Raw genomic sequence first — 22886 nt, 5'->3', positions numbered from 1 at the left:
ATGCGGGATGGTGAGCGGCTACGGGCTGCCGCCGAAGATTTTGATCTTGATCGCGATGCCGGCGAGCAGCGCCAGCATCAGGCCGGTGGTGATCATCCGCACGGCGGTTTGCATCGCGGTGCGACGCACCAGCCGGATACAGTCGAGCAAGGAGCGCAGGTCACGGATATCGAGCGCTGCCTCGTAGCCGTCCAGGCCGACGTCCGAGAGGGCCCGCTTTGCGCCTTCCTCGGCGGCGCGCGCGAGCATCGCCTCGAACTCCTGCCCTGACAAGCCATACGATTTACTCACATTTTGATCAGGCTGCATGGCGTGGCTCGCTTGTCAGGTCTGGTCGGCGCGGGCGCTGGCGGTGATCTCGATGGCCTTTCGCCGCCCGATTTCCTTGACGCCCGTGATGTTGTAATCGCGCCCCTCGCAGATGACGCGATCGAGCGGGCTGATGTCGGCGGCGAAGCTGGACCAGCGCAGACGCAGGCGGGATGTCACGGTCGCCTGCACCTGGGCGGCCTGCCATTTCTCACTGTCGCTGACATGGGTGAGCTGCACCCAGACCGGATCGCCATGATCCTCCCAGCGATAGACGGTGCCATAGCCGTCATCATATTCCTCATGGCGGCGAAACTGTGCGCGGCGATCATATCTACCGGCCGTCACAACCGAACCCTGCGATAAGGCGCCAGGAGCGCATCAACGGCCATGAGCATGGAGTATCCTGCCGCTCCCATTGTGACCGCCTCGCGGTTGTCATACCAATGGGCAATGAGCAGCAGCATCGCCTGGCGAATGGCTGCCGGCACATCGGCGGCAGACCCAAAGCCGGCAGTAAACGTGATCGCCACCGGACGACCGTGGCCTGAACTCGGCCGGAGCAGCAGACGCTGGTCCTGCAGCGCAAGATCATAGACCAGCGTGCCACCTGCAGCATCAGTATACACTGCATCATCGATGGTGCTGTCCGGAAACGGCAGCAGGATTGGCCCGGTGACAGCGTCGATACTCATCTGCCAGCTTTGGGTCACCAGGCAGCGCCCAAGCAACCCCGCCGGCCCATCGAGCAGCGAGGTGGCCGCGTCAATATAATGCTGGATCAGCAGATCTTCCTCATTGTGATCGACGCGGATTTGCGCCTTTGCCTCACTCAGCGTGATCGGGGCCTCCGCTGGGGCTGTGGTGCGAACAAGGGTGGTCATCAGCAATCTCCGCAAGAGAAGGCAGGCGACCATCGCCGCCCGCGCGTCAGCATCAGGCCTGTGCGGCCTGCGGGTTGATCTGGCCGTGACCCCGGATCACGACGCCTGCGATCGGCGTGCCGGTCCCATGGGTGCCTGAAAACGCCGCCAGCAGCTTCACGTATCGTTTGCCGCCGACATAGCCGAAGCGATAAACGTTGGCCGTTGCATGCGCCGCCACGAGTGCCTTGATGACACCACCGGTGCTGATTTCATCAACACCGAGCACATCGCCTTCGGTGACCGGTTCATAGCTTGCGTCGTCATCGGACTGCGTCAGCTTGAACTCGATCTTGTTGCTGGACGTGAACGTGATGCCGCCAGCGCCGATCGCCAGCACGATTTCAGCGGCGTCATAGCCGCGCAGGTCGATCGCTGTTGGCGTGCTGTCCGCCGTCAGCGTCGCCGCGTCGATGGCCGAGGCCACCGAGAGATCGGAATGCATGTCCTTCATCGAAGTGTCCTTTCAGGAATGGAGGTGTGGTACGGGCGAGCGACCCCGCCCGCACGGGCTCAGGAGGCCGCGATCTTCAGCAGCTTGATCGCCTCGAAGTTCTGCACCCCGCCGCCGACGCGCTTGGTGGTGTAGAAATGCACGTAGGGCTTGTTGGTATAGGGATCGCGCAGCACGCGAACGCCGAAGCGATCCACAATTAGATAGCCACGGCGGAAGTCGCCAAAAGCCACCGGGAACGTCCCCGCCCCAATATCGGGCATATTGTCGTCGTCGGTAATCGGATAGCCCAGCAGCGTGGCCGGTTGACCCGCCTGCACCGGGGGCTGCCACAGATAGAGCTCCTCAGTCTTGGACTTCAGCTTGCGCACCGTCGCCTGCAGCGACTTGTTCATCAGGAAACGGGCGTTCTGCCGGTATCCCTGCTTGATCGAATAAATCAGATCGATCAGCGCATCGACGCCATTGTGGCTGCTGTCGGTCAAGGCCGCGGCCACGCCGGAGGCGGTATAGCCGATCTTGCCCCAGGACTGGGATGCGTTGGCCACCGTGTCATAGGACAAGAGCCCGCGGGGCTGGTTGACCCCGTCACCGCTGATGAAGGCTGCACCCTCGGCTTCTGCAAAAGCGGTCGAGACCTCCTCGGCCAGCCAGGCCGCGATATCGACCCGGGCATCATCAAGCAATGTCTGGGTCGCCGCCGGATTGGCATAGATCTCTATGGCGGGAAACGACAGCTCCGCGAGTGTCGGAGTTGCGGTTTCCGGGCGCGCCTGGCGCTCACCGACCCAGCCTGCTCCGGCACCGCCCCGGTTGACCAGTTTCTTGTAGCTGGCCGCCGAGACCGACATGACACTGGCGATGGAGCGCATGGCCGAAACCGTGCCCAGCACCCGATCGATGGTCTGCTCCATCTGATCAGGCACGACATAGCCACCGTCGGGGTCGCTGTCGGTGCGCAGCGCGGCCTTCATCTCAAGCTCGCGCAAGCCCTCCTCGGTGCCACGCCGGAAGAACTGGTTGAAGGCGCGGGCATGGTCGCGCGCCTCGGTCGAGACCGCCGGGCCGTCACCAGCGCCGCCGAGCCTGGCCGCCGCCAGCTGGGCATTGGTGTCATCCAGCGCCGTCTGCAGCTTGCCGATCTCGGCATTGATGCGCTCGACCTTCTCGGCCTGCACAACGTCGGCAAACTTGGCGTTGATCCCTTTCAGCTCTTCCTGATGCTCGGTTTTGAACGCGGCAAAAGCCTTGTTCAATTCGGTGACGATGGCGTTCGCATCGCTGGTCTCTGCGCGCACGCGCACGGCCCCGCGGATGCGGGGTTTGGTCATGTCGGTCATGACAGCCTCCTAGGCTTGAAGTGTGTCGAGAAGCTGCCGCAGGGCAGCAGGGTCAAAGCCAGCGTCATGCGTGGCAGGTTCGGCAGCGTTGCGCGTGCCGGTAATCTGTTTCAGCATCGCGCGCCGCTCGCTGCGGGGGATGCCTTGCTGCGCCAGAGCCGCATCTATGCGGCGTTTGGCTTGAATGTCGGGACGGGACTGCGCAGCAGCGTGGGACGCGTATGTGGAAGCGTCGGCCCCGCCCGCGATGGTATCCGCTATACCGGCGGCCACCGCCTCCTCAGCCGTCAGAAACGTCTCGGCATCCAGCAGCGCGGCAATCTCAGATCGCGCCATGCCACTGCGCGCCGCGTAAATATCCGCCAGCGCGCCATCAAAACGCTCGAACAGTGCCGCAGCCTCGGCCATGTCGTGGCGATTACCAATCACCACGCCCCAGGCGTTGTGCAGCATCAAAAAGCTGCTCCGCGCCATGCGGATATTGTCGCCTGCCATCGCAATAATCGAGGCCGCTGATGCCGCGATGCCCAGCACCTCGATACTCACCGCGGCCGGATGCGCCCGCAGCAGGTTGTAAATGGCGATGCCTTCAAACATGTCCCCGCCCGGCGAGTTGATCTGCACTGTGACATCACGCTTGCCGATCGCGCGCAGCGCCGCCGCGATCCGCTTTGCGCTCACGCCACCGCCAATGCCGTCGTCGCCGATGACGTCCAGTACCGTGACCGTGGTGTTGTCGCTGGCCGTCGCCGCGCTCGGCATGTCAGCCCATTTCGCCAGCGCATCGGACGGCGTATCAAACTGATAGGCAGCAGGCCGTTGAAACTCCGGTCCAGCCGGGAGGTCACGCAGGCTCATCGGTATCCCTTTCCGTTGTTTGCGAAGGTCCGGGCATCGGCGCAGAAGGATCGTCCTTCGGGCCTTCGGCATCCGCCGTCATGTTTGGCGGCGGATAATAGATATCACCGCCATCGCGCGGGTTCTGGTCTTCCAGCGCCCGGATTTCATTGGGGCTGTAGACGCCCCATTGCAGGCCTTTGACATAGGCCTCCCAGCGGGCCTTGATGTCGCCCTTGACCAAGGCGGCGCGGTTAAAGCGCGCATAGAGCGTATCGTCAGCTCCGATCAGATCGCGATCGATCGCCTCCTCCCACATCGTCAGGTGATCCTCGAGCGTATAGGCGACGAACCCGATCGACTGCTGCTCGATGCCGGTGCCCCAGCTGGTGGACTTCTCGGTGTCGCCAATCATGTGCGGCGGCACCCCGAAGAACATGGCGATATCGGTGCGGCTGAACTTGCGGCTTTCGATCCATTGCGCGTCCTCGGCGGTCATGGCGATACGGGAATAATCCATGCCTTCCTCGAGGATCAGGTTCTTGCCGTCCTGCTCGCCACCGGCGCGGAACGCGTCCAGACCGGCCTTGAGATTGGCCACCGCCTCGGGGCCGAGCTTTTGCGGGTGTTTTAGCACCCCGCTGACCCGGGCCCCGTTGCGGAACGTCGTGGCCCCGTGATCCTCCATCGCCAGCGCCAGACCGATGGTCTCGCGGGCATAGGCAATAGCCGAGACCCCGTGCACACCGTCCAGCGTCAGCCCGACCAGATGCAGCACCTCGTCCTGTTCCAGCGACACCCGCTGCCCATCCATCCGGGTATAGACGTAGGCCAGAGTAAGATCATCGCCCTGCGTGACCGCGACTCGGTCAGGGTGCAGCGGGATCAGTTCGCGGACTTCGCCGCGCGAGCGCACGATCATCGCATAGCCATTGCCGCGCAGCAGCAGATGCGCCTGCATCATGCGGCGGAACTGCGATGGTGTCTGCCAGCGGTTCGGCCGCCGTCGCAACACCCGCCAAATCGGCGCGTCCGAGGCATCCTCGCGGGTGCGCGCATCGACCCGGCGCTTGATGTGCAGCGGCAGCGTGGCCACCGCCCCGGAAATGATACGCACGCAGGCATAGACCGCCGCCACCCGCATGGCGCTGTCCGGCGTCACCGAGGCCCCAGAGGCGCTCAGCGCCCCGGCGCGCAGCGCCGCGTCCAGCTCGCTTGCGGTCGTGATGGCCAGACCACCACCAGCGTCCTGGACAGAGGCACGCGGCGACGGTGCCGCAGGCGCTTTGCCTGCGAACAAGCGGGACCATAAAGACATGTGGCGTTGCTCTTAAAGGATCAGGATGCCGCGATTGTCATAGACCGAGCGGCCGGCATTGACGTCGCGCAGCAGCGCCCGGCCGAGGGCGTTGCAGGTGGCGACGATACCATCGATACGCTCGCTGGAGCGCTCCTTGTCGGGCTTGATATTGCCCGCCGGATCGTGGCGCACCGCCACGTTGGAGGCGTTCCAGCGCAGCACCGGATGGCCGCCATGCCAAAGCATGCGCGAGACCGAAAGCCGCTCCAGTTCCGCCGTCGGTGCCGCCATGCTCAAAAAGCCCTGCCCAAACTGCACCAGGTTCAGCCCCTCATCCTGCAGATGCTGGACGATCTCACCCGCGAAGGTGCGATCATAGGCCAACTCGCGCAGATCAAACCGCGCAGAGAGATCGATGATCTCGGCCTCGACGAAGGCAAAATCCGTGGCATTGCCAGGGGTGGCGGTCAGGAAGCCCTGATCACGCCAGGTGGCGTAAGGCACCCGGTCGCGCTTGCCCCGGCGCAGAATATCCTCCTCGGGCACCCAGAATCGGCAGAGGGTGATCCATTTATCCGCCAGCGCCCCGAGGGCCGGATCCCCGGTAGGTGGAAAGAGCAGCACAAAGGCCGAGAGATCATTGACCCGGGCCAGATCCAGCCCGCCATAACATTCGCGCCCGAGCAGCTTCTGCTCCACGTCTGCAAGGTCATTGCGCACTATCTGCCAATCGGCGGCAGGTGGCGGGCCGCCCTCGGCCCAGACATCCATGTCGAGCCAGCGGGTGACCTGTTCGGTCCATTCATTCAGCCGCAGCCGCCGGATCGCGTTCTGCTGGGCGGGCATTTCCCGCGCCTCGTCGATCTGCCGCTTCAGATCGTCCATCTTCACCGTCACGCCGAGGCTGGGGTTGGCCTTTGCCCAGACCGCCTCGTCGGTCCAGTCATCGCCCTCATCGATGGTGGCGATATAGGCAAACCAGCTGTCGGCCGTCTCATGCGGCACCGTGCCCTCCAGCGCCTTGACCGAGAACTCGTGATGCTGGCGGCAGACAGAATGACGGTCATACCCCGCCGTGGTGATCTCGACGATCAGCGGCTGGCGGCGCGCGCCGGTGGCGGTGTTGAGCTTTTGAATGATCTCCGGCCCAGGATGCTCATGCACCTCATCCACCGCGGCGAGATGCACATTGAGCCCGTCCATCTTGCTGGCATCCGCCGAGAGCGGCCGAAACCACGACGCGGTCGGCAGCACCGCGAGGTTGTTCACGGTGCGAGTCACCCGCGCTGACAATGCCGGACTCGCCGCCACCATGCGCTCGGCCTCCCCGAACACGATGCGCGCCTGATCGCGGGTGGTGGCCGCGGCATAGACATGCGCGCCAGGCTCACCATCAGCAATAAGCGCGTAGAGCGCGATCCCAGCCAGCAGTGCCGATTTTCCGTTCTTGCGCGCCACCTCGACATAGGCTGTGCGGAACCGGCGCAGCCCATCGGCGCGTTTCCAGCCGAACACCGCGCCGACGACGAAGGCTTGCCACGGCTGCAGCACGAAGGGCTGCCCGGCCCACTCTCCGGTCGAGTGCCGCAGATGGGTGAAGAACTCGATCGCGTGCAGCGCCGCCGTGCGGTCCCAGGAGAGGCCGCGGCTCTTGCCGGTCTTCAGGTCCTCCAGGTGCCGCGCGCAGGCGAGCTTCACCAGCCGGCCAGCGGTGATCGTTCCGCCGGTGACTGCCTTTGCGTAGGCTGTGACCGGACAGGACGGCAACTTCCGCCCGGTGCCGGTTTTACGCCTTGCTGACACGGTTCAGATAATCCTCGAATGGATCGCGACTGTCAGTGGGTTCGGCCATGCGTACCCGGCTGCGGCTGGAGGGCGTCATCCCGAATTCAGCTTCGATCTGTCCCATCTGTGCCAGGCATTTGTTGGCCACCGCCAGAAACGGGTTCTGGATGATATTGCCACCCACGGTCTTGACCACCGGGCCGCGGCGCTTGACTTCGGCCTCGGCCTCGAGCCAACGCCGCCAGATGACCACGTAGCGCGCCAGCGCCCCCACATCGAGCTCGGTCATCACCCCGTGGCGGGCCAGCAGCCCCGCCATCTCGGTGAACTTCGCGGCCGCCGCCGCCTCGAGGTGATCGGGTGGCGGTGGTGTTGCCACAACCGGCTTCGGCTCATCGGCGTTGATCCGGTGCGGCCGTGCGGTGCCTTTCACCAGCTTCAACTGCGTCGGCAAGGGTTTGCGACCGGGCATGGCAGGTTCTTCCGCATCTTCTCCAATGCAACGGGCACGAAGAATACGAAACTCGACGTCGACCCCTCGCAAATCGCACGAGCGGACCCCATATGCAGTCAGCAACACTTGATTTCGAATCTGCTCCTTTTCCGGCTCAGCTCTCGATCGTCAGCTTTGCCGGGTCGTTGCGTTGTGCGAACGACATACAGACAAGGAGTATCACGATGGCCAATGGCACCGTGAAATGGTTCAATTCCGCCAAGGGTTTCGGCTTCATCCAGCCAGAGAGCGGCTCGAAGGACATCTTCGTCCACATCTCTGCGGTCGAGCGGGCTGGCATCCACCAGCTGAATGACGGTCAGGCCGTTTCATTCGATCTGGAGCGCGACCGTAACGGTCGGGACTCGGCAACGAATCTCGTTCTCGCCTGAGCGAAACATCCATCATGAAGGCTGGGCGGCGGCTTGGCGCGCCTTCCTTCACCCAGCACCGGGTGCATAGCGTTCCCCGGTGCCGAACTTCCTGAAAGAACTGACTTTGATAGAAATCCACTGGGGCAAACCTTTGTCCTTTGTCGTTTCGTCTGCGGGCGAGATACAGAACTTCTCCACAGCCGAACAGGTCCGCTACTGGTTGCGAAAGAAATGGCCCGTCACCGACCAGGCGCGTGATCGTGCGCTTCACCAGGTGGAAGCTGCCATGGACTGCATGGCATCGGTCGCGACTGCGCGCCGCGCCTTCATCGTGGCGGCCAGATCGGCCGGCTTCGTATCGCGGCACCTCGCAAGTCAACCAGAGCACCGCGTCAACGCGTGATACACGACAATGACCACCGGACCGGCGGGACGGTCCTTGCGCGGCGCCGACAATGATACGACCGCGGTGAAGCAACCCCGCTCGCGAAAGGAAAGCCGATGCCCAACTCCGAGGACCGAACCGACGCAGATCTCGCATTTCTGATCCTGCAGAACTGCCACGACCTTGGGGTTGGCGACGGCCCTGCACAGGCGATGGTTGAGCGGGTGCTGAAAAACCGCCGAATGGCGCGGGCACCGAAGACCGCAGTCGAGTGACCGCGCGGTGTTTCATTGTGCACGCCGCATCCGGATCGCCTCGAACACCCTCCGCAAGGCGAAGGGACGGGCAATCGACATGACCGTGAATGCGGCGCCGATCTTCAGGTTCTGCGCCAGCGTGGTGTGCAGGCCGAAGATGGGAAAGATCAGGATCTGCGTGACAACCGCGACGCCGTAGCCGACGATCACGTTGGCGACGGACTCGGCCAGCGACATGAGACGGGATTGTTTCATGCCGCCTTGCTCCGGCTGCGCCGCTTGCGGGCGGAGGCATCACCGTCAGCGTCGCCATCCGCCTCCGCATCCGTGCCTGCGTGTTCACCAAGCCGCTCGGCCTTCACCTCGGTGAAGGTCCGTCCGTCGCCGTCGAGGATCACATCGCGGCCGGTCTCGGCCTGCCACCGTTCGACGGCGACATCGACATAGGCCGGGCTGATCTCCATCGCGAAGACGCGCCGACCGTTGACCTCGCCGGCCATGATCTGCGACCCGGAGCCGCAGAAGGGCTCATAGCAAAGCCCGCCGCGCGCGACGTGCTGGCGCATTGGGATGCCGAAGGCATCGAGCGGCTTCGGGGTCGGGTGATCGGGGCGCTCGTCCCTGGCGAAGGACGGCATCTCCCAGGTCGAGGGCAGCGTCTGATCGGCGACCTTGGGCGGCCGGTTCGGGCGACGCCAGCCCATGAAGCAAGGTTCGTGCTTCCAGAGATAATGCGACCGGGTGAGAACACCGCGGTCCTTCACCCAGATGATCTGCTGATGCACAAACGCCCCGGCCTTTTCCCAGCAGGCTTCCAGCATCGCCTGGCGGCGCGAAGCGTGCCAGCAATACCAGGCGGCGTCCTCGGTGATCGCCTCTGCGATGGCCGCGCCGATGAAGCCGTCGTAGAGTTCTGCGCCTTGGCTGCTGTCGTCCCAGGTCGTGCCGTAGGACGCCGACCAGTCCTTGTTGCGGGTCGGATGGTTCGAGCCGTCGTAATCGACCAGATAGGGCGGGTCGGTCGCAAATAGCACGGCGCGCTCGCCGTTCATCAACCGGCGCACGTCGTCATGGGACGTCGCGTCGCCGCAGAGCAGCCGGTGGGCGCCGAGCAACCACAGATCGCCGGTGCGCGAGGCCGGGTGACGCGGAGGCTCGGGGATAATGACGGGTGGCGTCGACGTCTCGTCCTCCGCTTCCGCGCCGGCCAGCAGTCGGTCCAGTTCGCCGTCCTCAAAGCCCATGATCCCGAGATCGAAACCCGCCTCCTTCAGGTCGGACAGTTCCAGCGCCAGCAGCGCCTCGTCCCAGCCCGCATTCAGCGCGATGCGGTTGTCGGCCAGCACCAGCGCCCGGCGCTGGCTCTCGGTCAGGCCGGTCAGCCTGATGGAGGGCACGGCGTCCATGCCAAGCAGGCGCGCGGCCAGTACGCGACCATGGCCGGCGATGATGGTGCCGTCCTCGGCGATCAGCACCGGGTTCACGAACCCGAACGCGCGGATCGAGCCGGCGATCTCGGCCAGCTGCGCCTCGGAATGGGTACGGGCGTTGCGCGCGTAAGGCACGAGGCGATCAAGCGCACGATATTCGATGACAAGTTCGCGATCGGACACGGCTGTATTTCCTTGTTGCATGGGCCGCTACCCCCCCCTCGCCATTTTGGCCGCGGATGCAGAAAGCTTGGCGCCCGGTCCGGGGCTGAAAGGCCCCAGAGATTTGACCTCCCCCGGGGGGGGATGGCGTTGGTTTATGATCGGCGGCGGGCGTTGCCAAAGCCGCCATCCTCGGCGGCGGTCTTGCGACTGTGACAGCTCGCACAGAGCGCCTGCCAACCGTTCGGGTCCCAGAACCGCTCTGTGTCGCCGCGGTGCGGGATGATGTGATCGACGGTGTTGGCCGCGCTCACGCGCCCCTGGCGCTCGCATTCGGCGCAGAGCGGGTGCTGCGCCAGGAAGTGTCGCCGGGCGCGCTGCCACCGGGCAGAGGCGTAAAGCGCGCGAATGGCTGGATCACGCCTGCGGGCGTAGTCCCGGTCAGCCTCACGTTTGTCGCGTCGCCCCACCGGGCGATGGATGGGCGGGCGAACAGCCATGGTGCCTCGCAAGTACGAAAGGGATGAGAAACGACCGGGGGCGTTCTTGACGCTCTTCTCCCGATCATATCCTGTTTATAGCACCAATCTGTTGCATGTGTCGAACACAAAAGTGTTGCAACACTTTGGAATCACGCCGCATTCAGCCGCGCCGCGATCTTGGTGAGCGCAAGCTGCCAGCGCCGCCACGCGGTGGTGCGATCGCATCCCAGCTCGCAGCTGATCTGTTTCCACGGCACGCGGGCCGCGCGAGACCAAATCAGCTTGCGCTCTGCTGTCTCGATCCAGAGGACCCAATCGAAGGTCTGCTCGAGCCGGGTGATGGCGGCGGCCGAGGGGCAGACCCGCATCGGTTGCGGCTCCATCGCCGCGATCTCGCGGCTGGTCCGCACGATGTCGGGCCAGGTGTTGAAGTAGCCCTGCGCCTTGACCGGCGGCAGCTTGCGCAGGGTGCGGAACGCTTCCTCGAAATGCTCTGCGACGTCATCAGCGGTCCAGTTACGTTCAGCCATGGCGCACCTCCTCCGTGGGCCGGGGCCCGTAAAGCTTGGTCCCCAGCTGTTCGACCAGTTCACGCTCCGGCCAGGTCAGACGGTGATCATCGATGCTGACGGCCAGCACACCCAGTTCCCGCCAACCATCGCGTTTGACGAGGTCGGGCTCGCGGCGCTGGCCACCGTAGCCGTGTGGATACCACCTCATGCGACACCTCCCCGGGTTTCAATCGCCCAGAGCAGGATGGCGATCGCGTCAGCCTCATTATCGTCGACGGGGCTGAACCCTCGGTCCCGTGCAGCGGTGATCATCGCCTCCTTGTTCGCGTTGCCCTTGCCGGTGGCATGTTTTTTGATCGTGCCGACGGGGACACCCTCGTAGGGCACGCCGCGCATCTCAGCCCATGCGCTCAGCGTGGCCATCAAGCCGCCGTAGACATGGGCCGCATCGGTGCCCATGTGGCGGCGCACCTCTTCGAAATAGATCGCTTCGATCGGTCCGGACAGGCGGTCAATCTCGGTCAGCCAATTTGTGAACCGCAAGTAACGCATGCCGCCGCCGTCAAAGCGACCGGGGCGGAACGACACGGTGCCGCTGGTGATCAGACGGTCGGCGCCATGCAGCGCCCAGCCGGTGGTGGTGCCCAGATCAAGGCCGATAATCGCGCGGCCCATCTCAGACCGCTCGGGCATTTTCGGGATTGCGCCTGCGTTGGCGCTGGTCAGAGTCAGGTCAGCCATGGGTGGTCTCCTTTTTTGGGTTGGCGACTCGGGTGGAAGACGACGGCGGTCATGTGCTTGGCGGTACCGGCCGCCGTCGTCGGATGAAGCGATGAGATCGGCTGTGGGCTCATGGGTCGAGTTCCTTCAGCCAATCGGGGATCGGGGAAGGTTGTGAACCTTCGCTTTGAGGTTCACACAGAAGTTCACAACCTGAAGCCATTGAATTCACTGTCGTTTGTGAACATTGTGAACATTGTGAACATTGTGAACCTATTCCGGGCCCATTCCCCTCATATGCGCGCGCGTGTGCGCGCGTGCGTGAAAGGGCGGAAAAACGTTCACCATGTTCACGATGTTCACATTTGCCTTCTGGATCAGTGGGTTGCTTGTGTGAACATCGGTTTTGAATGTTCACAGGACCTCCCCAACGTTCACAAGCGTCCGCACCCGCAGGTTGATCAGATGTGCCCTGACACTCCTCAACAAGCTCAAGCTTCCACTTAGCAGCTCGTTGATATGTTCCAGCCGACCGAAGGCGGACACTCACAGTTTCAATCCGGAATATCCGATCACGCATGCGCGAAATCGCCTTGCCGAACGCGGTTTTCTGCGCGCGCTCTGTGGAACCAGATATCGGAGGTCCCGGATCGCAAAACGCTGCCACATCAAACAGGTCAGCGGACAGCACGGAGGCCGTCCCGAACCGATCCCACCAGGCGGCGATGAACGTGCTCCAGCCTGCACCCTCGCTATCGGACGCGGCCATCATCTCCTCCAGATTGCCGAGAAAGCCGGGGATGCCCGCGGTCTCGAGCACGCCGCCGATCACCTGCGCCCAGTTTTCATAGGAGCCGATGGTCTTGCTGCCCCGCGGCTTGCCTGCGGCAACCCAGGCCTGGCACAGCGTCAGGCAGGCAGCGACGATGCGCGCGCGGTTGGCGCGGATCCAGACCATCAGATCCGGATGGCGAAAGCCTGCCCGCTGCCAGGGGCGCTCGACATTGGCATCAAGCCGGATGCGCACCAGTCGCCGCGCCATTTCATTGGAGAACTCGGGATTGTTGCCGGTCGCGATCCAGAGACAGCGGATCGGCAGTCGGGTCATTTCCGAGGCGCCGAGAACCCGGTCCTCCCAGAAGGGAGCCGTCAACGCGGCCGCCACGGCCGAGCTGTCAAGCTTGGCGCGCAGGTTGTCGATCAGGATGATCGAGGGGATCTGGCGCAGCTTGGCGGTGACGCGCTTGCGCCATTCCTCGTCATCGCGCCCCTCGGTCATCACGCTGGCACCCGTGCCGGTGAGTATCGTGGCCACGGCATCGACCATCAGCGTGGCTCCGGTGCCGGGCGTCGGCTTTTCGATGAGATGCAGCGGTGTCGGCCCGTCGATCATGCCGCGCAGGAAGCCGAGCAGCAGGAGCGCCACCACATGGGCGCGCTCGGCCTCGCTGGTGAACGGGAAATCGCCAAAGAGGTCCTCGCAGATTAGCGCGCGCGCCGCGTCGATCTCCGCCTGTGAGGGCTTGGCGGGAATGTCCGGAACGCTGAACCCCGGTGCCGGAATGTAGAGCAGCCGAGCATCAGGGTGGTAGCCGGGCGTCGTGATCAGCGTGCCGGAGCGGCCGAAGACCGGCGTGTTGACGATGCCGGTCAGCACGGGCAGCGCCGGGTCGGGTGTCGCCAGGACCGATTTGACCACCGGCAAGGGCGGCGGCGCTGGCAGCAGTTCACCCTTGGCATTCTCGCGGACCCAGCGGGCGAGCCGCGCGAGCATATGGCGCAGGCGTTCCTCATTGAGCATGGTAGCCACCGGGCGGCCCTCATCGTCCGGGACGACCCATGTGGGCAGCCCGGCGAAGCGAAACACCCATGGCGTCCGGTTCGAGGCCATGAGTACGCTCCAGACCTGTGCCACCGCGCGCCCCAGATCACCCTCGTCGGCCCGCAGGGTCGGAACGCTCTCGCCTGAGCCCTGATAGTTGAGCGGACGATGCTGGCCGGTCTGAAGGACGGTATCGGCCTCGGTGATGGCCTCCGCATCGGCGATCAGCGCCGCGACGGCAGCAGGACCGTCGCCGAGCAGCAGGTCATTAAAGTCCTGGCCTTCTTCGGGCGGCACGGCGATGGCGACATCACGCCCTTGCGCGCGCAGGCGGCGGGCGCAGGCTTCGGCGGCCCGCAGTCCTGCCCCGGATGCATCATGATCGGCCAGGATCAGCACCCGCTGCGCCGCGGGCGGGAGATCGATCTGTTCGAGGCCGGAGGTCGAGAGCGTGGCCCAGACCGGCAGATCGGGACAGGCGGTCATGACCGCGAGCCCGGTCTCGATACCTTCTGACAGCGCCAGCCGGTCAGCGGTCCCGAGCGGTGCGAGCCGCACGGCACCGCCGGCGATGCGCCCGAGCATCATCTTGGGCTTCGAGACCGGCGCTTTGCGCACCCCGTTGCCGTCTTCAACGATGTAGGTGCGATGCAGTCCGATCACCTCGCCGCTGCGATCGCGCACCTGCCCGAGCAGAGCGGCATAGCCGGTCTTCGTCTCCCAATGCGTCAGATCCGGATGAAACAGCAGATCACTCTGGTCTGGCACCGTCAGGGCACGGCCCGCGAGATAGGCCGCGGCGGGCGTGCCCGCGATCGGCTCGGCTCTGGACAGGATATGGGCGATATCCTGTGTGGCGTCGCGTTTTGGTGCAGGCTTGGCGGCGGGCATTTTGCGGATCGGCGCTCCGGAGGACACACCGGTCATCTCTGCCGCCTCGATGATGACCTCACGCCCCGACAGGTCCGTGCCTTCTCCGATCGTGCTGATCGGGCCACCACCCTCATTGCCGTCGAAGTCGACCCAGTCACCTGCATGCGGTCCACGCAGGCTGATGACGCAAGAGCCGGTGTTGCGCGGCGCGTCTCCGCGGATATTGGCAAGGCGCCATTCATCGCCTACGCGCTTGCCGTTCGGAAAGAGACGCGGCACCCAGCTCTCTGCCGTCTCGCGCAAGCGCTGCACGATCAGGTCCAGATCATAACGCGCGGGCTGCATATGCGCCGGAGCGATATCGTTGAGATCGATGACAACTGCATTCATGGCAGGCTCCTTCATGACAGGATCAGCAGGCCGCGTTCGGCCCGGGTAATGGCGGTGTAGAGCCAGCGTTTGCGGTCGTCGGCCGTGCGGCCAAAACCGTCATCGAAGACCACGACGTTTTCCCATTGCGAGCCTTGGGCTTTGTGGCAGGTGATCGCGTAGCCCCAGCTCGACTGGATCAGCCCACGGCTGGCCAGCCATTCATGGCGATGCCGATCCGGATCGAAGCACACATGGTCATCGAATTCGCCGCGCCAGAAGTCATGCATGCCCGCGAGAGGCGTTGCGTCATCCGTCTGCACGCTGGCGCGAAAAGCCCGGTCGTTATGCGGATGGGCCTGCACATTCGTGAGCGTCAGGAACATGCCATTGATCAGCCCGAGATCGTGGCGGTTCTTGAGGCAGATGATCTTCTCGCCGTGGCCTGTCGGATAGTCAGCCTCGAAACCGGCCGCGTTCTTCATTGCACGATTGAGCCTGCGTCTCGTTGCGTGCGTGCCGCAAATGACCTGGCCACCGCGCAGCATTTGCGCCGGATCGACCTCGCGCCGCGACATCTTCCAGACCTGATCGTCAAAAGCACCGAAAGGGATATCATGGCCCTGCCGCGCCATGGTCGCGAGACGCAGGATCGGGCTGTCTGCTGCCTGCCGATGCACCTCGGTCAGCATCACGTCAGGGACAGCCTCGGTAAAGAACCCTGTGTCCTTGACTGGCGGCAGCTGGCCCGGATCGCCCAGAACCAGGATCGGCTTGCCGAAGGCAAGCAGGTCTTGCGCCATCTCTGCGCCGACCATTGATACCTCGTCGAGCACCAGCAGATCGGCATCGCGGAGATCCGATTGCGGGTTTAGGATGAATTGCAGCTCATGGATATGATCGAGACGAAGGTTCAGTTGGGCAATCTGTGCCTCGGCAAAGCTGCGCTCGGCCACTCCCATCCGCGGCAGGTCCCCTTTCAGGACCGCCAACTCCTCGGTCACCCGCTCGATCTCCTCCGGCGTCGCCTCGGAGACGCGGTAGATCAGGCTGTGGATGGTCTGCGCGGGGGTGCCCTTTTGTGTCATCACGTGAACGGCTTTGCCGGTAAAGGCGGCAAAGAGCACACCGCCAAGCCCACCCGGTGTCATCGGCTCGAGCCCCAACGCCTTGATCGCCTTGCCGGTGATCGTGGTTTTGCCGGTTCCCGCATAACCGAAGACCCGAAACACCTGCTGCGTATCTGTCCGATGCAGATACCAGTCGCGAATGGCGGCGATGGCGCGCATCTGTACTTGCGAGAGATCGATGCTCATGGCTGGCCTGCCTTCCAACACCGCGCCGAGAACGGGCAGAACCGGCAGAGATAGAAGTCGGGGTTGGTTGCAATCCGGGCCAACAGCTCGCCCGCATCCGCAGCGCGCAGCACATCGACCGCCTTGTCCGAGAGTGCCTGCGCAGCATTCGGATCAAACGGCACATGCTCATGGTAGAGCTCGCAGGTATCCTTGTTCAGCGCGGAAAAGAGCGCAGAGCCGAGGCCCATATAGGCCATGTAGATCTGCATCTGCCCGAAATAGATGGGCTTCGAGAGCTGCACGCCCTTCGTAGCGGTGTCCGACCACGAGGACGCCTTCAGCGCCTTGTGCTCCCAGAGTACCGGCCAGTCGAGCCCCAGATCCGGACCGCCGACGATCACGCCATCCACATGGCCACGGATGCGCCCACCAGCAGTCTCAAAGCCGAACTGCCCGCCACCTGGCTGTTCGGTACGCAGATCAAACCCTGCGGCCCGCAGCCAGCGGATCGCCAGATCCTCGAAGACTTCACCGGCCTCAAAGATACGCAATGTACGCCCTGCAAACTCCTTTCCGGGATCGACGGGCGTCTTGGTGAACTCATAAACGAGCCGCCGCGCGCAGGGCTCGCCAATGCGGCTGGCCCCGAGATAGTCACGCGGGTGCTGGCCTTCGCGCTCGGCTTCCAATGCAGCATCGATGGACATGTTGATCCGCGCGCCGAGAGGTGCGGGATCAGTGGGCGCGCGGCCATAGACAAAGCCGGATTTGTGGTTGAGATCGACCATGCTGTCCTCCGGCTCAAAAAGGCACTTCGCCGGCATCGGACTGGCGCTGCAACGAGGCTTGGAACCCGTCGACGCAGGCTTCGATCACGCGATCGATATCCGCCGCAGGCCGGTCAAAGAACGGAGCCATCAGCCCCATCTCGGTCAGCGCTTCAGCAAGCATCCTGCGCGCCTCGCAGATCGCGCGGGTTTCCATGTCAGTCTTGTCAATCATTCCAAAATTCCTCCGGGCGATGGCGCTGCCAGTGGTGAGGCAGGCCATCGAGCAAAAACGGTGATGGGGATGGCGATCCCATTGCAGCTGATGGCAGTAGCCAAATCCGCGCGCCTCCCGACCGCACAGCGCACAAGGGACGCGACGACCAAGCTGGGACCGAGATAAAGGGCTTCGCCCGTTCGCGGCTGAAACGCTCCCCCGGAGCGTTTCCGAGACGCCGCTCACCCCATGAGCAGCAGATCGAGCATGTCGCGTTCCTCCGGATCCGGGGCCTGTGTCCGCCGTTTTGAGGCGAGAACGACGAACCGGCTGATCGCGTTTGACGCCATGCATTCGAGGTCCTTTCGCGTGAGAGTGGCGATGGGGCGGTCGAGCCGCCCCCGCGCTTCGAGCCAGCGCCCCATCGCAAGGGCTGCCTCCGTCGTGACATGCGCCTGCCATTCATCCGGGCTCACGGGTTCAGCCAGGCCGGGCCGTTACCGGGGGCAGCGGCAGGCGGCGTTTGGGGGACGGGCTCGGCGGCCGGTTGCGGCTGGCCCCAGGACGGGGCCACGGGCTGCGCAGGCGCGGCAGCGGGACGGGGCTTGTTCGATGGCTGCGTGGGCACCGTCTCGCCATCCATCACCTTCTGCCATTCAGGTGCCGTCGGCAGCACGACATGATCGAGCTTGTTGGCGTCCTTGTAGGCCGGGTTGCGGTTCGGCTCGATCTGGATCTTCGCGACGAAGGTGATGCCGTCGAGATCGGCGAGCCCGCGCAGCACCCGCTTGGCTTTCGCGCCCTCGCTCATGTCCTCGGGGTTCAACCCCAGCGCGCTGTCGATCATCGCGCGGAACTGGCTCTTGGAGATTTTCCAGCCGATCGATTGGCCCTGCTCGTCGAGCTTTCCGCCCTGCACGGTGAAGTTCTGCCAGAACTTGCGCCGCGCATGCGGGCCCTCGGCCACGGTAAATTCGGCATCCACCATCAGCACATCGCTGCCGGGCTGGCTCGAGGGCTTCAGAAGGCCGCGATCCACTTCGCTCGTCCCGTCCGTGCCGCCCTTGCGGATCGACATCGTCACCTTGGCAAAGGTGCCGTCGGGGATCAGGTCGCCGGATTGCTGCGGCGCAACATCATTCATATCGAAGGTCATCTCGATTATCCTTTCGGGGTCTGGTTGATCTTGGTGAGGAGCGCGCCGAGATCGGCGGGCTCAGTGAGGTCGAGTTTTCCGCTGCGGTCCTTGGCCGGCAGGCCCCAGGGATTTCCGGAGCGGCAAACAAGGCGGCGTGCGGTGCCCTTGTCGGGATCGTGCCGCCAGGCCTTGATGCCGTCCTTGCCGCTTTCCTGCGTAAACAGGCTGAGCGTCAAAACCTGGTCGACAATGCCGGGCAATTCGCGCGCGGCCTTGCTGCCTTCCATCTGCGGCTGCCAGCTCGCCCGGTTCATGTCATCGATGACCTTCTCGAGGATGCCGACGAAGATGACCGTGCGCCCCGGCGCGTGCTGGAGATGTTTCAGCAGCCCAATGACCTCGCGCGCCAGCAGCCCATAGGCGCCGCGCGTGTCCGGTTTGCCGGTCCGCTCCGACAGCGCCTCGGGCCGGGTCTTGGCCCATGCCATCGCCTGGCGCGTAAGGTCGGTGATGCTGTCGACAAAGATGATACGCTTGGTATCGATCTTCCTGGCCAGTTCAGGATGCTTGGTGCGCAGATGGTTATGATGCGCTTCCGAGAAATGCTCATCCTTCTGGGCGGCCGGGTTTGCACCACCGATCAGGCAGGCGATATCAACCGCATCGGAAAACCGCCGGATCGGGATACTGTCGCCCGGCCAGTCCTGGACCGATTTCAGGCCCGCCTCCAGATCGATGCAAAGCGTCTCGGCGGGCGGCAGGGTCTTGAGCAGCGTGGTCTTGCCCACACCGCTCGGCCCGAACAATGCCATGGTGGTCTTGCCCTGTGCCTCGCGCAGCCGGTCATCGGCAGTGATAATGCGCAGGGTCATTGATCGTCCCCCTGCGGCCGGAACTCGATCTTGAGCGCGCCGGGCCTGACGGTGCGCGCAGGCTCGAAGCCCTGGCGGATGGCATCGGGCCAAGCTGCGTATTTGCGCTCCGGCACCTTGAAGGTGATGTCGACATACTCAGCCGGGTCGTCTCCGGCCGCCCGAATGCGCTCGACCATGATCGCGAGGCTCTCCTGATCCCAATCGACCCGTTTCGGCAGATCCGCGACCACGGTGAAGTCTCCGTCATCCATGCGGACGATGCCGGTGTCCTTGCCAGCAATCTGACGTTCCTCGGCGGCGCGGGCGGCATAGCGAACATCCAGTGCCGCATTGAACCGAGCGGCGACGGCACGCATCTGGCGGCTGGCCTCGGTGATCTCGTGTTGCATGGCAGCGAGCAGTTCGACCGGCAGTTGGGCGATCTCTCCGGTCGGCAGGTTGAGCATCTCATCGATGCTCGGCGTGTTCTTCGGGTATGACATAATTGATCTCCAGTTGGGGAATTGGGGTCAGGCAGCGGCGCGCAGCCGCAGGGAATGAGCCGCTCCAGGCGGGTCAGGCTTCGGACGGGCGATGGCGAGGTAGGCGAACTGTGCGGGGCCGATCCTCGTCTGAACGAGATGGATGAGGCTTTGCTCAGCGGCATGCAGAGCGGCGTCTGCAATCCGGCGCAAAACGCGCTGCCGGTCTGCAGTCAGGCGCGACCGACCTCTGGTAACATCGAGCGCAAGGAACCCGCGGTGATAGACCAAGGTCTCACCGGGTTGGGCTTGCGCGATCCAGGCACTGAACTTGATCTCGTCCAGATCGGAAGTGGCGCAGAATGGCAGCACCTGGTTGATCGCAGTATCAGTGAGCCGGACCATCATCTGGCACCAGCCTGTGCATCCATGCCGGTGCTGCGGCGGAGCTGCGCCTGCTCGAATGCGGTGACATCCTCCATGCGGTAGATCACACGGCCGCCCAGCTTCATGAATTGCGGGCCTTCACCCGTCCACCGCCACCGCTCAAGTGTGCGGTGCGAGATGTTCCAGCGCCGGGCCAGTTCTTTTTGGCTGAAATGTTTGAGCTGCATCTGTGTCTCCTGTCGCTCGCTGCGTTGGGAGGAAGATGCAAAATCCTGCTGATGGATGTCGTCGGGATCGCGGTGGGATGCGGAGTGGGATCAGTTTATGCCTTGTATTTCAGCGGCAAAGAGACTGGAGGGGGATCAGCATCCCACAGCGATCCCCCTTTGCATCCCACTGCGGCGGCGCGAGGACCGACGCGTGGCTGCACGGTGACTCAGCCTCAGTCGAGGTTCAGGCGGTAGTTGCCACGCCCATTTGATTCGATCAGGGAGCGCCATTGCTTTTGGGATTTGAACACGTCGGACATCTTCAGGCTTTTCGAGCCCGCGGCTGACAGGATCGCCTTGCCGCTCTGCCACGGTTCACCGCGCCGCGCGGCGTCATGGAGCACGCGGACGACCTGTGCCTGGATTGGCCCCAAGCGGAATTGGTGCTCACCGCAAGTCACATCCTGATAGTCAGGTGATGCGCTGAATGCGGTGCGCTGCGCCCCGGCTTTTACGCCAGAAAACCCTGTCTCTGCTTCAAAACGATCGCGTTCTTCGCGTCGCAGCAGCAGATCGCCGATCATCACAAGGACTGACCTGTTCTCATCGTAGAGCGTTGCGTATTCCGCGCCCGGCATGCGGAAATCGCTGATATGGATCTCGCTGCAGCGGAAGAGCTCAAAGACATCCCGTGCATGCAAATCTAGAAGACCGTTGAACCAGCTCCGCTCACTCGGGATTCGAAAATGCTGGCCCTCGCGAGGTTCCTCGTAGTCGCCCAGCTCCAGCGGCACCCCAAAGACACGCACCGAAAGGCGCAGCTTGTCGTTCTCCGCCAGATAGACCAGATCCGCCTCAGAGATAGACCAGCGCTCAAGGACCTCCGGGAGAGTAAAATACGCCTTTTCGATTTCCATCTGTCCCCCGATTCACACCGCCGAATGTTCGATCTCTGTTCTAAATCCTTGACGGCCTCTGTTCAATCCTGTTTTATCCTATTTAATCCACAGTCCCTTGGGGAAAACATGACCGAGCACCACACGCTCCCTGATCGCCTGCGCGCCCGCGCGCAACAACTCGGGCTCAGCCCAGCCCATGTCGCCGAGATGGCCGGCGTGAACCGGTCCTTCGTCTACGACATCCTTCGCGGACGCTCGACGCGGCCCGGGATCGACAAACTGTCAGAGGTCGCCCGCGTGCTAAAGGTAGAGCGGGAATGGCTCATCCACGGCATCGGCGATGTTGAGGGCACGCCGCCCTTCATCGAAAACCCGGATGAGACCTTCGTGGCGATCGCGCATGCCAGTCCTCGCCCATCAATGGGGGGCGGCGCGGTGGTCCAGGAGCATGAGGATCCTGCCGGTCGCGCCTACCACTTCCGCCGCTCGTGGATAAAAGGCAATCTCAAATCCAGCCCGTCGCAGCTACGCATCATGCATGTGGAAGGCGACAGCATGGCGCCGACCCTGCTGGATGGGGATACCGTGCTGGTCGACATGACCCGCCGCGCGCCGAACCCACCCGGTATATTCGTACTGGATGACGGCATGGGACTGGTGGCAAAGCGGCTCGAGCATGTGCCTAACAGCGATCCGCCAGCCGTACGGGTCATCTCGGACAACAGCTTCTACAGCCCATACGAGCGCAGCGCCGAGGAAATCCATATCATCGGCCGCATCCGCTGGTTCGCGCGGGAGGTTTGACGTGATTAAATTCCGTCCTGTCGACGACAATGAGCCTGCGCTGGCTTTCTCACCGCTCTTGCGCGGGGTTCAAAAGACCTTCGCCTATACCGAGGAGCATGGCTCAATCGGCCTCACCCCGTCAAAAGCCTTCAAGCGCAATTTCGTGCATTGGGCTGCTGCCGAGTTCGACTGGCCCGGACATACCGAGGCAGACCTCTTCGCCGTCAACAAGGTGCTCAACGAACATGATTTCATGCCGCTCGGGGATATCCACTTCCTGCTGACCACGCTGAAGATGGGGCGGCATTACAAGGGAGCTTTCAGGCTGACAAAATCAGGAAAGCAGCTGATCAATCAGCCTGGCCGCCTGTTCGGGATCATTACCCCGTTCTATCTCCTTGAACTCGATCATTCGAGTTGGTCGCGGAGCCCGGATCAATCGCCTCTAGGCAATTGGGACGTGTTCCTGAATGTTCTCAACGTCGAGACCGAGGATGGGGCAACGGGTCAGCATCTGCGGCAGGTCCTATACGGTGCCCCCGATCCCAGTCCTTTTCCGCGCTATGATGACATGATGGGCAGCCTTTACACGCAAGTGCTGCGCCCCCTCGTCTGGACCGGTCTGCTTCAGGAAACCCAGGCTGATCGCTCATTTCGCGCGCAGGACAGCCTGTTCACCAAGACCCCGCTTTGGAAGGCCGCTCTGAAACTCGACACAGATTCGATGGTCCAATCGGCGACACGGCATTAACACGCCACAGGCTGCAAACCCGATCCTACACGCAGCATCCCGCACACCCCCCACAAACCATTGTTTTAACTTGTATACCAGCGCCGTCTGACGCCCAGATAGGGTAACAACCCGAAAGGCGCTCCCATGATGGATCAAAGCTCATCCCCGGTTTCGGGGCCAAATCCTCTATGCCCGGACAAGATGTCCGCCCGCGCGCGCGTTGAGGAAATCGGCCGCATCCTGGCCGCAGGCCTCATTCGACTGAATGCCGCACAGTCCAGCTCTTTAT

Annotated in this window: 31 protein-coding genes; 5 read left to right on the top strand and 26 right to left on the bottom strand. The window is 63.5% G+C overall.

What is annotated here, in order from left to right:
- Positions 1–18: 18 nt before the first annotated feature.
- The 9 genes from Q0330_RS01300 to Q0330_RS01260 all read right to left on the bottom strand — a co-directional run bounded on the left by Q0330_RS01300 (position 19) and on the right by Q0330_RS01260 (position 7381).
- Positions 19–309, bottom strand: coding sequence for a DUF6127 family protein (locus Q0330_RS01300; protein WP_299473190.1), 291 nt, complete (start codon positions 307–309; stop codon positions 19–21).
- A 15-nt stretch (positions 310–324) separates the two neighbouring features.
- A complete protein-coding gene (locus Q0330_RS01295) occupies positions 325–657 on the bottom strand; it encodes a phage head closure protein (protein ID WP_299473188.1) in 333 nt (110 codons plus the stop codon).
- On the bottom strand, positions 654–1193 hold the full coding sequence (locus Q0330_RS01290) for a head-tail connector protein (protein WP_299473186.1): 540 nt from the start codon (positions 1191–1193) through the stop codon (positions 654–656). The genes Q0330_RS01295 and Q0330_RS01290 overlap by 4 nt, the downstream gene beginning before the upstream one ends.
- Before the next feature lie 52 nt (positions 1194–1245).
- Positions 1246–1686, bottom strand: coding sequence for a hypothetical protein (locus Q0330_RS01285; protein WP_299473184.1), 441 nt, complete (start codon positions 1684–1686; stop codon positions 1246–1248).
- Between the two features lie 59 nt (positions 1687–1745).
- Positions 1746–3026 carry a phage major capsid protein gene (locus Q0330_RS01280; RefSeq protein WP_299473182.1) on the bottom strand — a complete coding sequence of 427 codons (1281 nt, stop codon included), beginning with the start codon at positions 3024–3026 and terminating at the stop codon, positions 1746–1748.
- Positions 3027–3035: 9 nt separating this feature from the next.
- Positions 3036–3884: a head maturation protease, ClpP-related gene (locus Q0330_RS01275; protein ID WP_299473180.1), complete on the bottom strand. Its 849-nt coding sequence runs from the start codon at positions 3882–3884 to the stop codon at positions 3036–3038.
- Positions 3871–5163 carry a phage portal protein gene (locus Q0330_RS01270; protein ID WP_299473178.1) on the bottom strand — a complete coding sequence of 431 codons (1293 nt, stop codon included), beginning with the start codon at positions 5161–5163 and terminating at the stop codon, positions 3871–3873. Before Q0330_RS01270 ends, Q0330_RS01275 begins: the two co-directional genes overlap by 14 nt.
- Positions 5164–5193: 30 nt before the next feature.
- On the bottom strand, positions 5194–6861 hold the full coding sequence (locus Q0330_RS01265; protein WP_299473176.1) for a terminase TerL endonuclease subunit: 1668 nt from the start codon (positions 6859–6861) through the stop codon (positions 5194–5196).
- A gap of 88 nt (positions 6862–6949) precedes the next feature.
- Positions 6950–7381: a phage terminase small subunit P27 family gene (locus Q0330_RS01260; RefSeq protein ID WP_299473383.1), complete on the bottom strand. Its 432-nt coding sequence runs from the start codon at positions 7379–7381 to the stop codon at positions 6950–6952.
- Between the two features lie 245 nt (positions 7382–7626).
- On the opposite strand from Q0330_RS01260, the gene Q0330_RS01255 reads away from it, so the two are divergent.
- The 3 genes from Q0330_RS01255 to Q0330_RS01245 all read left to right on the top strand — a co-directional run bounded on the left by Q0330_RS01255 (position 7627) and on the right by Q0330_RS01245 (position 8475).
- Entirely contained in the window at positions 7627–7833 is a 207-nt protein-coding gene (locus tag Q0330_RS01255) for a cold-shock protein (protein WP_011748352.1), read from the top strand.
- Positions 7834–7912: 79 nt separating this feature from the next.
- Positions 7913–8218: a DUF982 domain-containing protein gene (locus tag Q0330_RS01250; protein WP_299473167.1), complete on the top strand. Its 306-nt coding sequence runs from the start codon at positions 7913–7915 to the stop codon at positions 8216–8218.
- 98 nt (positions 8219–8316) lie between these two features.
- Positions 8317–8475: a hypothetical protein gene (locus tag Q0330_RS01245; protein WP_299473165.1), complete on the top strand. Its 159-nt coding sequence runs from the start codon at positions 8317–8319 to the stop codon at positions 8473–8475.
- Between the two features lie 12 nt (positions 8476–8487).
- Here the strand turns inward: Q0330_RS01245 and Q0330_RS01240 are convergent, their stop codons facing one another.
- The 17 genes from Q0330_RS01240 to Q0330_RS01160 all read right to left on the bottom strand — a co-directional run bounded on the left by Q0330_RS01240 (position 8488) and on the right by Q0330_RS01160 (position 21096).
- Positions 8488–8712: a hypothetical protein gene (locus Q0330_RS01240; RefSeq protein ID WP_299473163.1), complete on the bottom strand. Its 225-nt coding sequence runs from the start codon at positions 8710–8712 to the stop codon at positions 8488–8490.
- Complete coding sequence (locus Q0330_RS01235) at positions 8709–10070, bottom strand: ParB N-terminal domain-containing protein (protein ID WP_299473161.1); 1362 nt, start codon at positions 10068–10070, stop codon at positions 8709–8711. The genes Q0330_RS01240 and Q0330_RS01235 overlap by 4 nt, the downstream gene beginning before the upstream one ends.
- A gap of 134 nt (positions 10071–10204) precedes the next feature.
- Positions 10205–10549 carry an HNH endonuclease signature motif containing protein gene (locus Q0330_RS01230; protein WP_299473159.1) on the bottom strand — a complete coding sequence of 115 codons (345 nt, stop codon included), beginning with the start codon at positions 10547–10549 and terminating at the stop codon, positions 10205–10207.
- Between the two features lie 131 nt (positions 10550–10680).
- Positions 10681–11061 carry a DUF6362 family protein gene (locus Q0330_RS01225; protein ID WP_299473157.1) on the bottom strand — a complete coding sequence of 127 codons (381 nt, stop codon included), beginning with the start codon at positions 11059–11061 and terminating at the stop codon, positions 10681–10683.
- A complete protein-coding gene (locus Q0330_RS01220) occupies positions 11054–11251 on the bottom strand; it encodes a hypothetical protein (RefSeq protein WP_299473155.1) in 198 nt (65 codons plus the stop codon). Before Q0330_RS01220 ends, Q0330_RS01225 begins: the two co-directional genes overlap by 8 nt.
- The gene (locus Q0330_RS01215; RefSeq protein ID WP_299473380.1) at positions 11248–11718 is read right to left on the bottom strand and encodes a hypothetical protein; all 471 of its coding nucleotides are present in this window, start codon (positions 11716–11718) and stop codon (positions 11248–11250) included. Before Q0330_RS01215 ends, Q0330_RS01220 begins: the two co-directional genes overlap by 4 nt.
- Before the next feature lie 175 nt (positions 11719–11893).
- Positions 11894–14848, bottom strand: coding sequence for a toprim domain-containing protein (locus Q0330_RS01210; protein WP_299473153.1), 2955 nt, complete (start codon positions 14846–14848; stop codon positions 11894–11896).
- An 11-nt stretch (positions 14849–14859) separates the two neighbouring features.
- Positions 14860–16143 carry an AAA family ATPase gene (locus Q0330_RS01205; protein ID WP_299473151.1) on the bottom strand — a complete coding sequence of 428 codons (1284 nt, stop codon included), beginning with the start codon at positions 16141–16143 and terminating at the stop codon, positions 14860–14862.
- The gene (locus tag Q0330_RS01200) at positions 16140–16913 is read right to left on the bottom strand and encodes a hypothetical protein (RefSeq protein WP_299473149.1); all 774 of its coding nucleotides are present in this window, start codon (positions 16911–16913) and stop codon (positions 16140–16142) included. Before Q0330_RS01200 ends, Q0330_RS01205 begins: the two co-directional genes overlap by 4 nt.
- A 13-nt stretch (positions 16914–16926) precedes the next feature.
- Complete coding sequence (locus tag Q0330_RS01195) at positions 16927–17127, bottom strand: DUF6511 domain-containing protein (protein ID WP_299473377.1); 201 nt, start codon at positions 17125–17127, stop codon at positions 16927–16929.
- Positions 17128–17351: 224 nt separating this feature from the next.
- A complete protein-coding gene (locus Q0330_RS01190) occupies positions 17352–17585 on the bottom strand; it encodes a hypothetical protein (RefSeq protein ID WP_299473147.1) in 234 nt (77 codons plus the stop codon).
- Positions 17582–18265 carry a hypothetical protein gene (locus Q0330_RS01185; RefSeq protein ID WP_299473145.1) on the bottom strand — a complete coding sequence of 228 codons (684 nt, stop codon included), beginning with the start codon at positions 18263–18265 and terminating at the stop codon, positions 17582–17584. The genes Q0330_RS01190 and Q0330_RS01185 overlap by 4 nt, the downstream gene beginning before the upstream one ends.
- A 5-nt stretch (positions 18266–18270) precedes the next feature.
- Positions 18271–19119 carry an ATP-binding protein gene (locus tag Q0330_RS01180; protein WP_299473143.1) on the bottom strand — a complete coding sequence of 283 codons (849 nt, stop codon included), beginning with the start codon at positions 19117–19119 and terminating at the stop codon, positions 18271–18273.
- Positions 19116–19604 (bottom strand): hypothetical protein, encoded by a 489-nt coding sequence (locus tag Q0330_RS01175; RefSeq protein ID WP_299473141.1) that lies wholly within the window; start codon positions 19602–19604, stop codon positions 19116–19118. The genes Q0330_RS01180 and Q0330_RS01175 overlap by 4 nt, the downstream gene beginning before the upstream one ends.
- A 27-nt stretch (positions 19605–19631) precedes the next feature.
- On the bottom strand, positions 19632–19991 hold the full coding sequence (locus Q0330_RS01170; RefSeq protein ID WP_299473139.1) for a hypothetical protein: 360 nt from the start codon (positions 19989–19991) through the stop codon (positions 19632–19634).
- Positions 19988–20197 carry a helix-turn-helix domain-containing protein gene (locus tag Q0330_RS01165; RefSeq protein ID WP_299473137.1) on the bottom strand — a complete coding sequence of 70 codons (210 nt, stop codon included), beginning with the start codon at positions 20195–20197 and terminating at the stop codon, positions 19988–19990. The genes Q0330_RS01170 and Q0330_RS01165 overlap by 4 nt, the downstream gene beginning before the upstream one ends.
- A gap of 215 nt (positions 20198–20412) precedes the next feature.
- Positions 20413–21096, bottom strand: coding sequence for a hypothetical protein (locus Q0330_RS01160; RefSeq protein ID WP_299473135.1), 684 nt, complete (start codon positions 21094–21096; stop codon positions 20413–20415).
- Between the two features lie 108 nt (positions 21097–21204).
- Between Q0330_RS01160 and Q0330_RS01155 the strand changes: the two genes are divergently transcribed.
- Entirely contained in the window at positions 21205–21882 is a 678-nt protein-coding gene (locus tag Q0330_RS01155; RefSeq protein ID WP_299473133.1) for a LexA family transcriptional regulator, read from the top strand.
- Position 21883: 1 nt separating this feature from the next.
- Positions 21884–22615: a hypothetical protein gene (locus tag Q0330_RS01150; RefSeq protein ID WP_299473131.1), complete on the top strand. Its 732-nt coding sequence runs from the start codon at positions 21884–21886 to the stop codon at positions 22613–22615.
- Positions 22616–22886: the final 271 nt, after the last annotated feature.

The organism is uncultured Paracoccus sp. (assembly GCF_937873615.1).
In the GTDB taxonomy this organism is placed as follows: Bacteria; Pseudomonadota; Alphaproteobacteria; order Rhodobacterales; family Rhodobacteraceae; genus Paracoccus.
The sequence above is the reverse complement of the archived record's forward strand: the minus strand, read 5'-3'. Positions and strand labels throughout refer to the sequence as shown.

What these genes read in the sequence shown, in the direction of transcription:
- Q0330_RS01195 (WP_299473377.1), bottom strand. Translation starts at nt 17,127, where the DNA reads ATGATTGACAAGACTGACATGGAAACCCGCGCGATCTGCGAGGCGCGC.
- Q0330_RS01155 (WP_299473133.1), top strand. Translation starts at nt 21,205, where the DNA reads ATGACCGAGCACCACACGCTCCCTGATCGCCTGCGCGCCCGCGCGCAA.
- Q0330_RS01215 (WP_299473380.1), bottom strand. Translation starts at nt 11,718, where the DNA reads ATGGGCCGCGCGATTATCGGCCTTGATCTGGGCACCACCACCGGCTGG.
- Q0330_RS01160 (WP_299473135.1), bottom strand. Translation starts at nt 21,096, where the DNA reads ATGGAAATCGAAAAGGCGTATTTTACTCTCCCGGAGGTCCTTGAGCGC.
- Q0330_RS01175 (WP_299473141.1), bottom strand. Translation starts at nt 19,604, where the DNA reads ATGTCATACCCGAAGAACACGCCGAGCATCGATGAGATGCTCAACCTG.
- Q0330_RS01225 (WP_299473157.1), bottom strand. Translation starts at nt 11,061, where the DNA reads ATGGCTGAACGTAACTGGACCGCTGATGACGTCGCAGAGCATTTCGAG.
- Q0330_RS01240 (WP_299473163.1), bottom strand. Translation starts at nt 8,712, where the DNA reads ATGAAACAATCCCGTCTCATGTCGCTGGCCGAGTCCGTCGCCAACGTG.
- Q0330_RS01255 (WP_011748352.1), top strand. Translation starts at nt 7,627, where the DNA reads ATGGCCAATGGCACCGTGAAATGGTTCAATTCCGCCAAGGGTTTCGGC.
- Q0330_RS01300 (WP_299473190.1), bottom strand. Translation starts at nt 309, where the DNA reads ATGCAGCCTGATCAAAATGTGAGTAAATCGTATGGCTTGTCAGGGCAG.
- Q0330_RS01205 (WP_299473151.1), bottom strand. Translation starts at nt 16,143, where the DNA reads ATGAGCATCGATCTCTCGCAAGTACAGATGCGCGCCATCGCCGCCATT.
- Q0330_RS01200 (WP_299473149.1), bottom strand. Translation starts at nt 16,913, where the DNA reads ATGGTCGATCTCAACCACAAATCCGGCTTTGTCTATGGCCGCGCGCCC.
- Q0330_RS01180 (WP_299473143.1), bottom strand. Translation starts at nt 19,119, where the DNA reads ATGACCCTGCGCATTATCACTGCCGATGACCGGCTGCGCGAGGCACAG.
- Q0330_RS01165 (WP_299473137.1), bottom strand. Translation starts at nt 20,197, where the DNA reads ATGCAGCTCAAACATTTCAGCCAAAAAGAACTGGCCCGGCGCTGGAAC.
- Q0330_RS01275 (WP_299473180.1), bottom strand. Translation starts at nt 3,884, where the DNA reads ATGAGCCTGCGTGACCTCCCGGCTGGACCGGAGTTTCAACGGCCTGCT.
- Q0330_RS01280 (WP_299473182.1), bottom strand. Translation starts at nt 3,026, where the DNA reads ATGACCGACATGACCAAACCCCGCATCCGCGGGGCCGTGCGCGTGCGC.
- Q0330_RS01285 (WP_299473184.1), bottom strand. Translation starts at nt 1,686, where the DNA reads ATGAAGGACATGCATTCCGATCTCTCGGTGGCCTCGGCCATCGACGCG.
- Q0330_RS01230 (WP_299473159.1), bottom strand. Translation starts at nt 10,549, where the DNA reads ATGGCTGTTCGCCCGCCCATCCATCGCCCGGTGGGGCGACGCGACAAA.
- Q0330_RS01220 (WP_299473155.1), bottom strand. Translation starts at nt 11,251, where the DNA reads ATGAGGTGGTATCCACACGGCTACGGTGGCCAGCGCCGCGAGCCCGAC.
- Q0330_RS01290 (WP_299473186.1), bottom strand. Translation starts at nt 1,193, where the DNA reads ATGACCACCCTTGTTCGCACCACAGCCCCAGCGGAGGCCCCGATCACG.
- Q0330_RS01245 (WP_299473165.1), top strand. Translation starts at nt 8,317, where the DNA reads ATGCCCAACTCCGAGGACCGAACCGACGCAGATCTCGCATTTCTGATC.
- Q0330_RS01210 (WP_299473153.1), bottom strand. Translation starts at nt 14,848, where the DNA reads ATGAATGCAGTTGTCATCGATCTCAACGATATCGCTCCGGCGCATATG.
- Q0330_RS01170 (WP_299473139.1), bottom strand. Translation starts at nt 19,991, where the DNA reads ATGATGGTCCGGCTCACTGATACTGCGATCAACCAGGTGCTGCCATTC.
- Q0330_RS01185 (WP_299473145.1), bottom strand. Translation starts at nt 18,265, where the DNA reads ATGACCTTCGATATGAATGATGTTGCGCCGCAGCAATCCGGCGACCTG.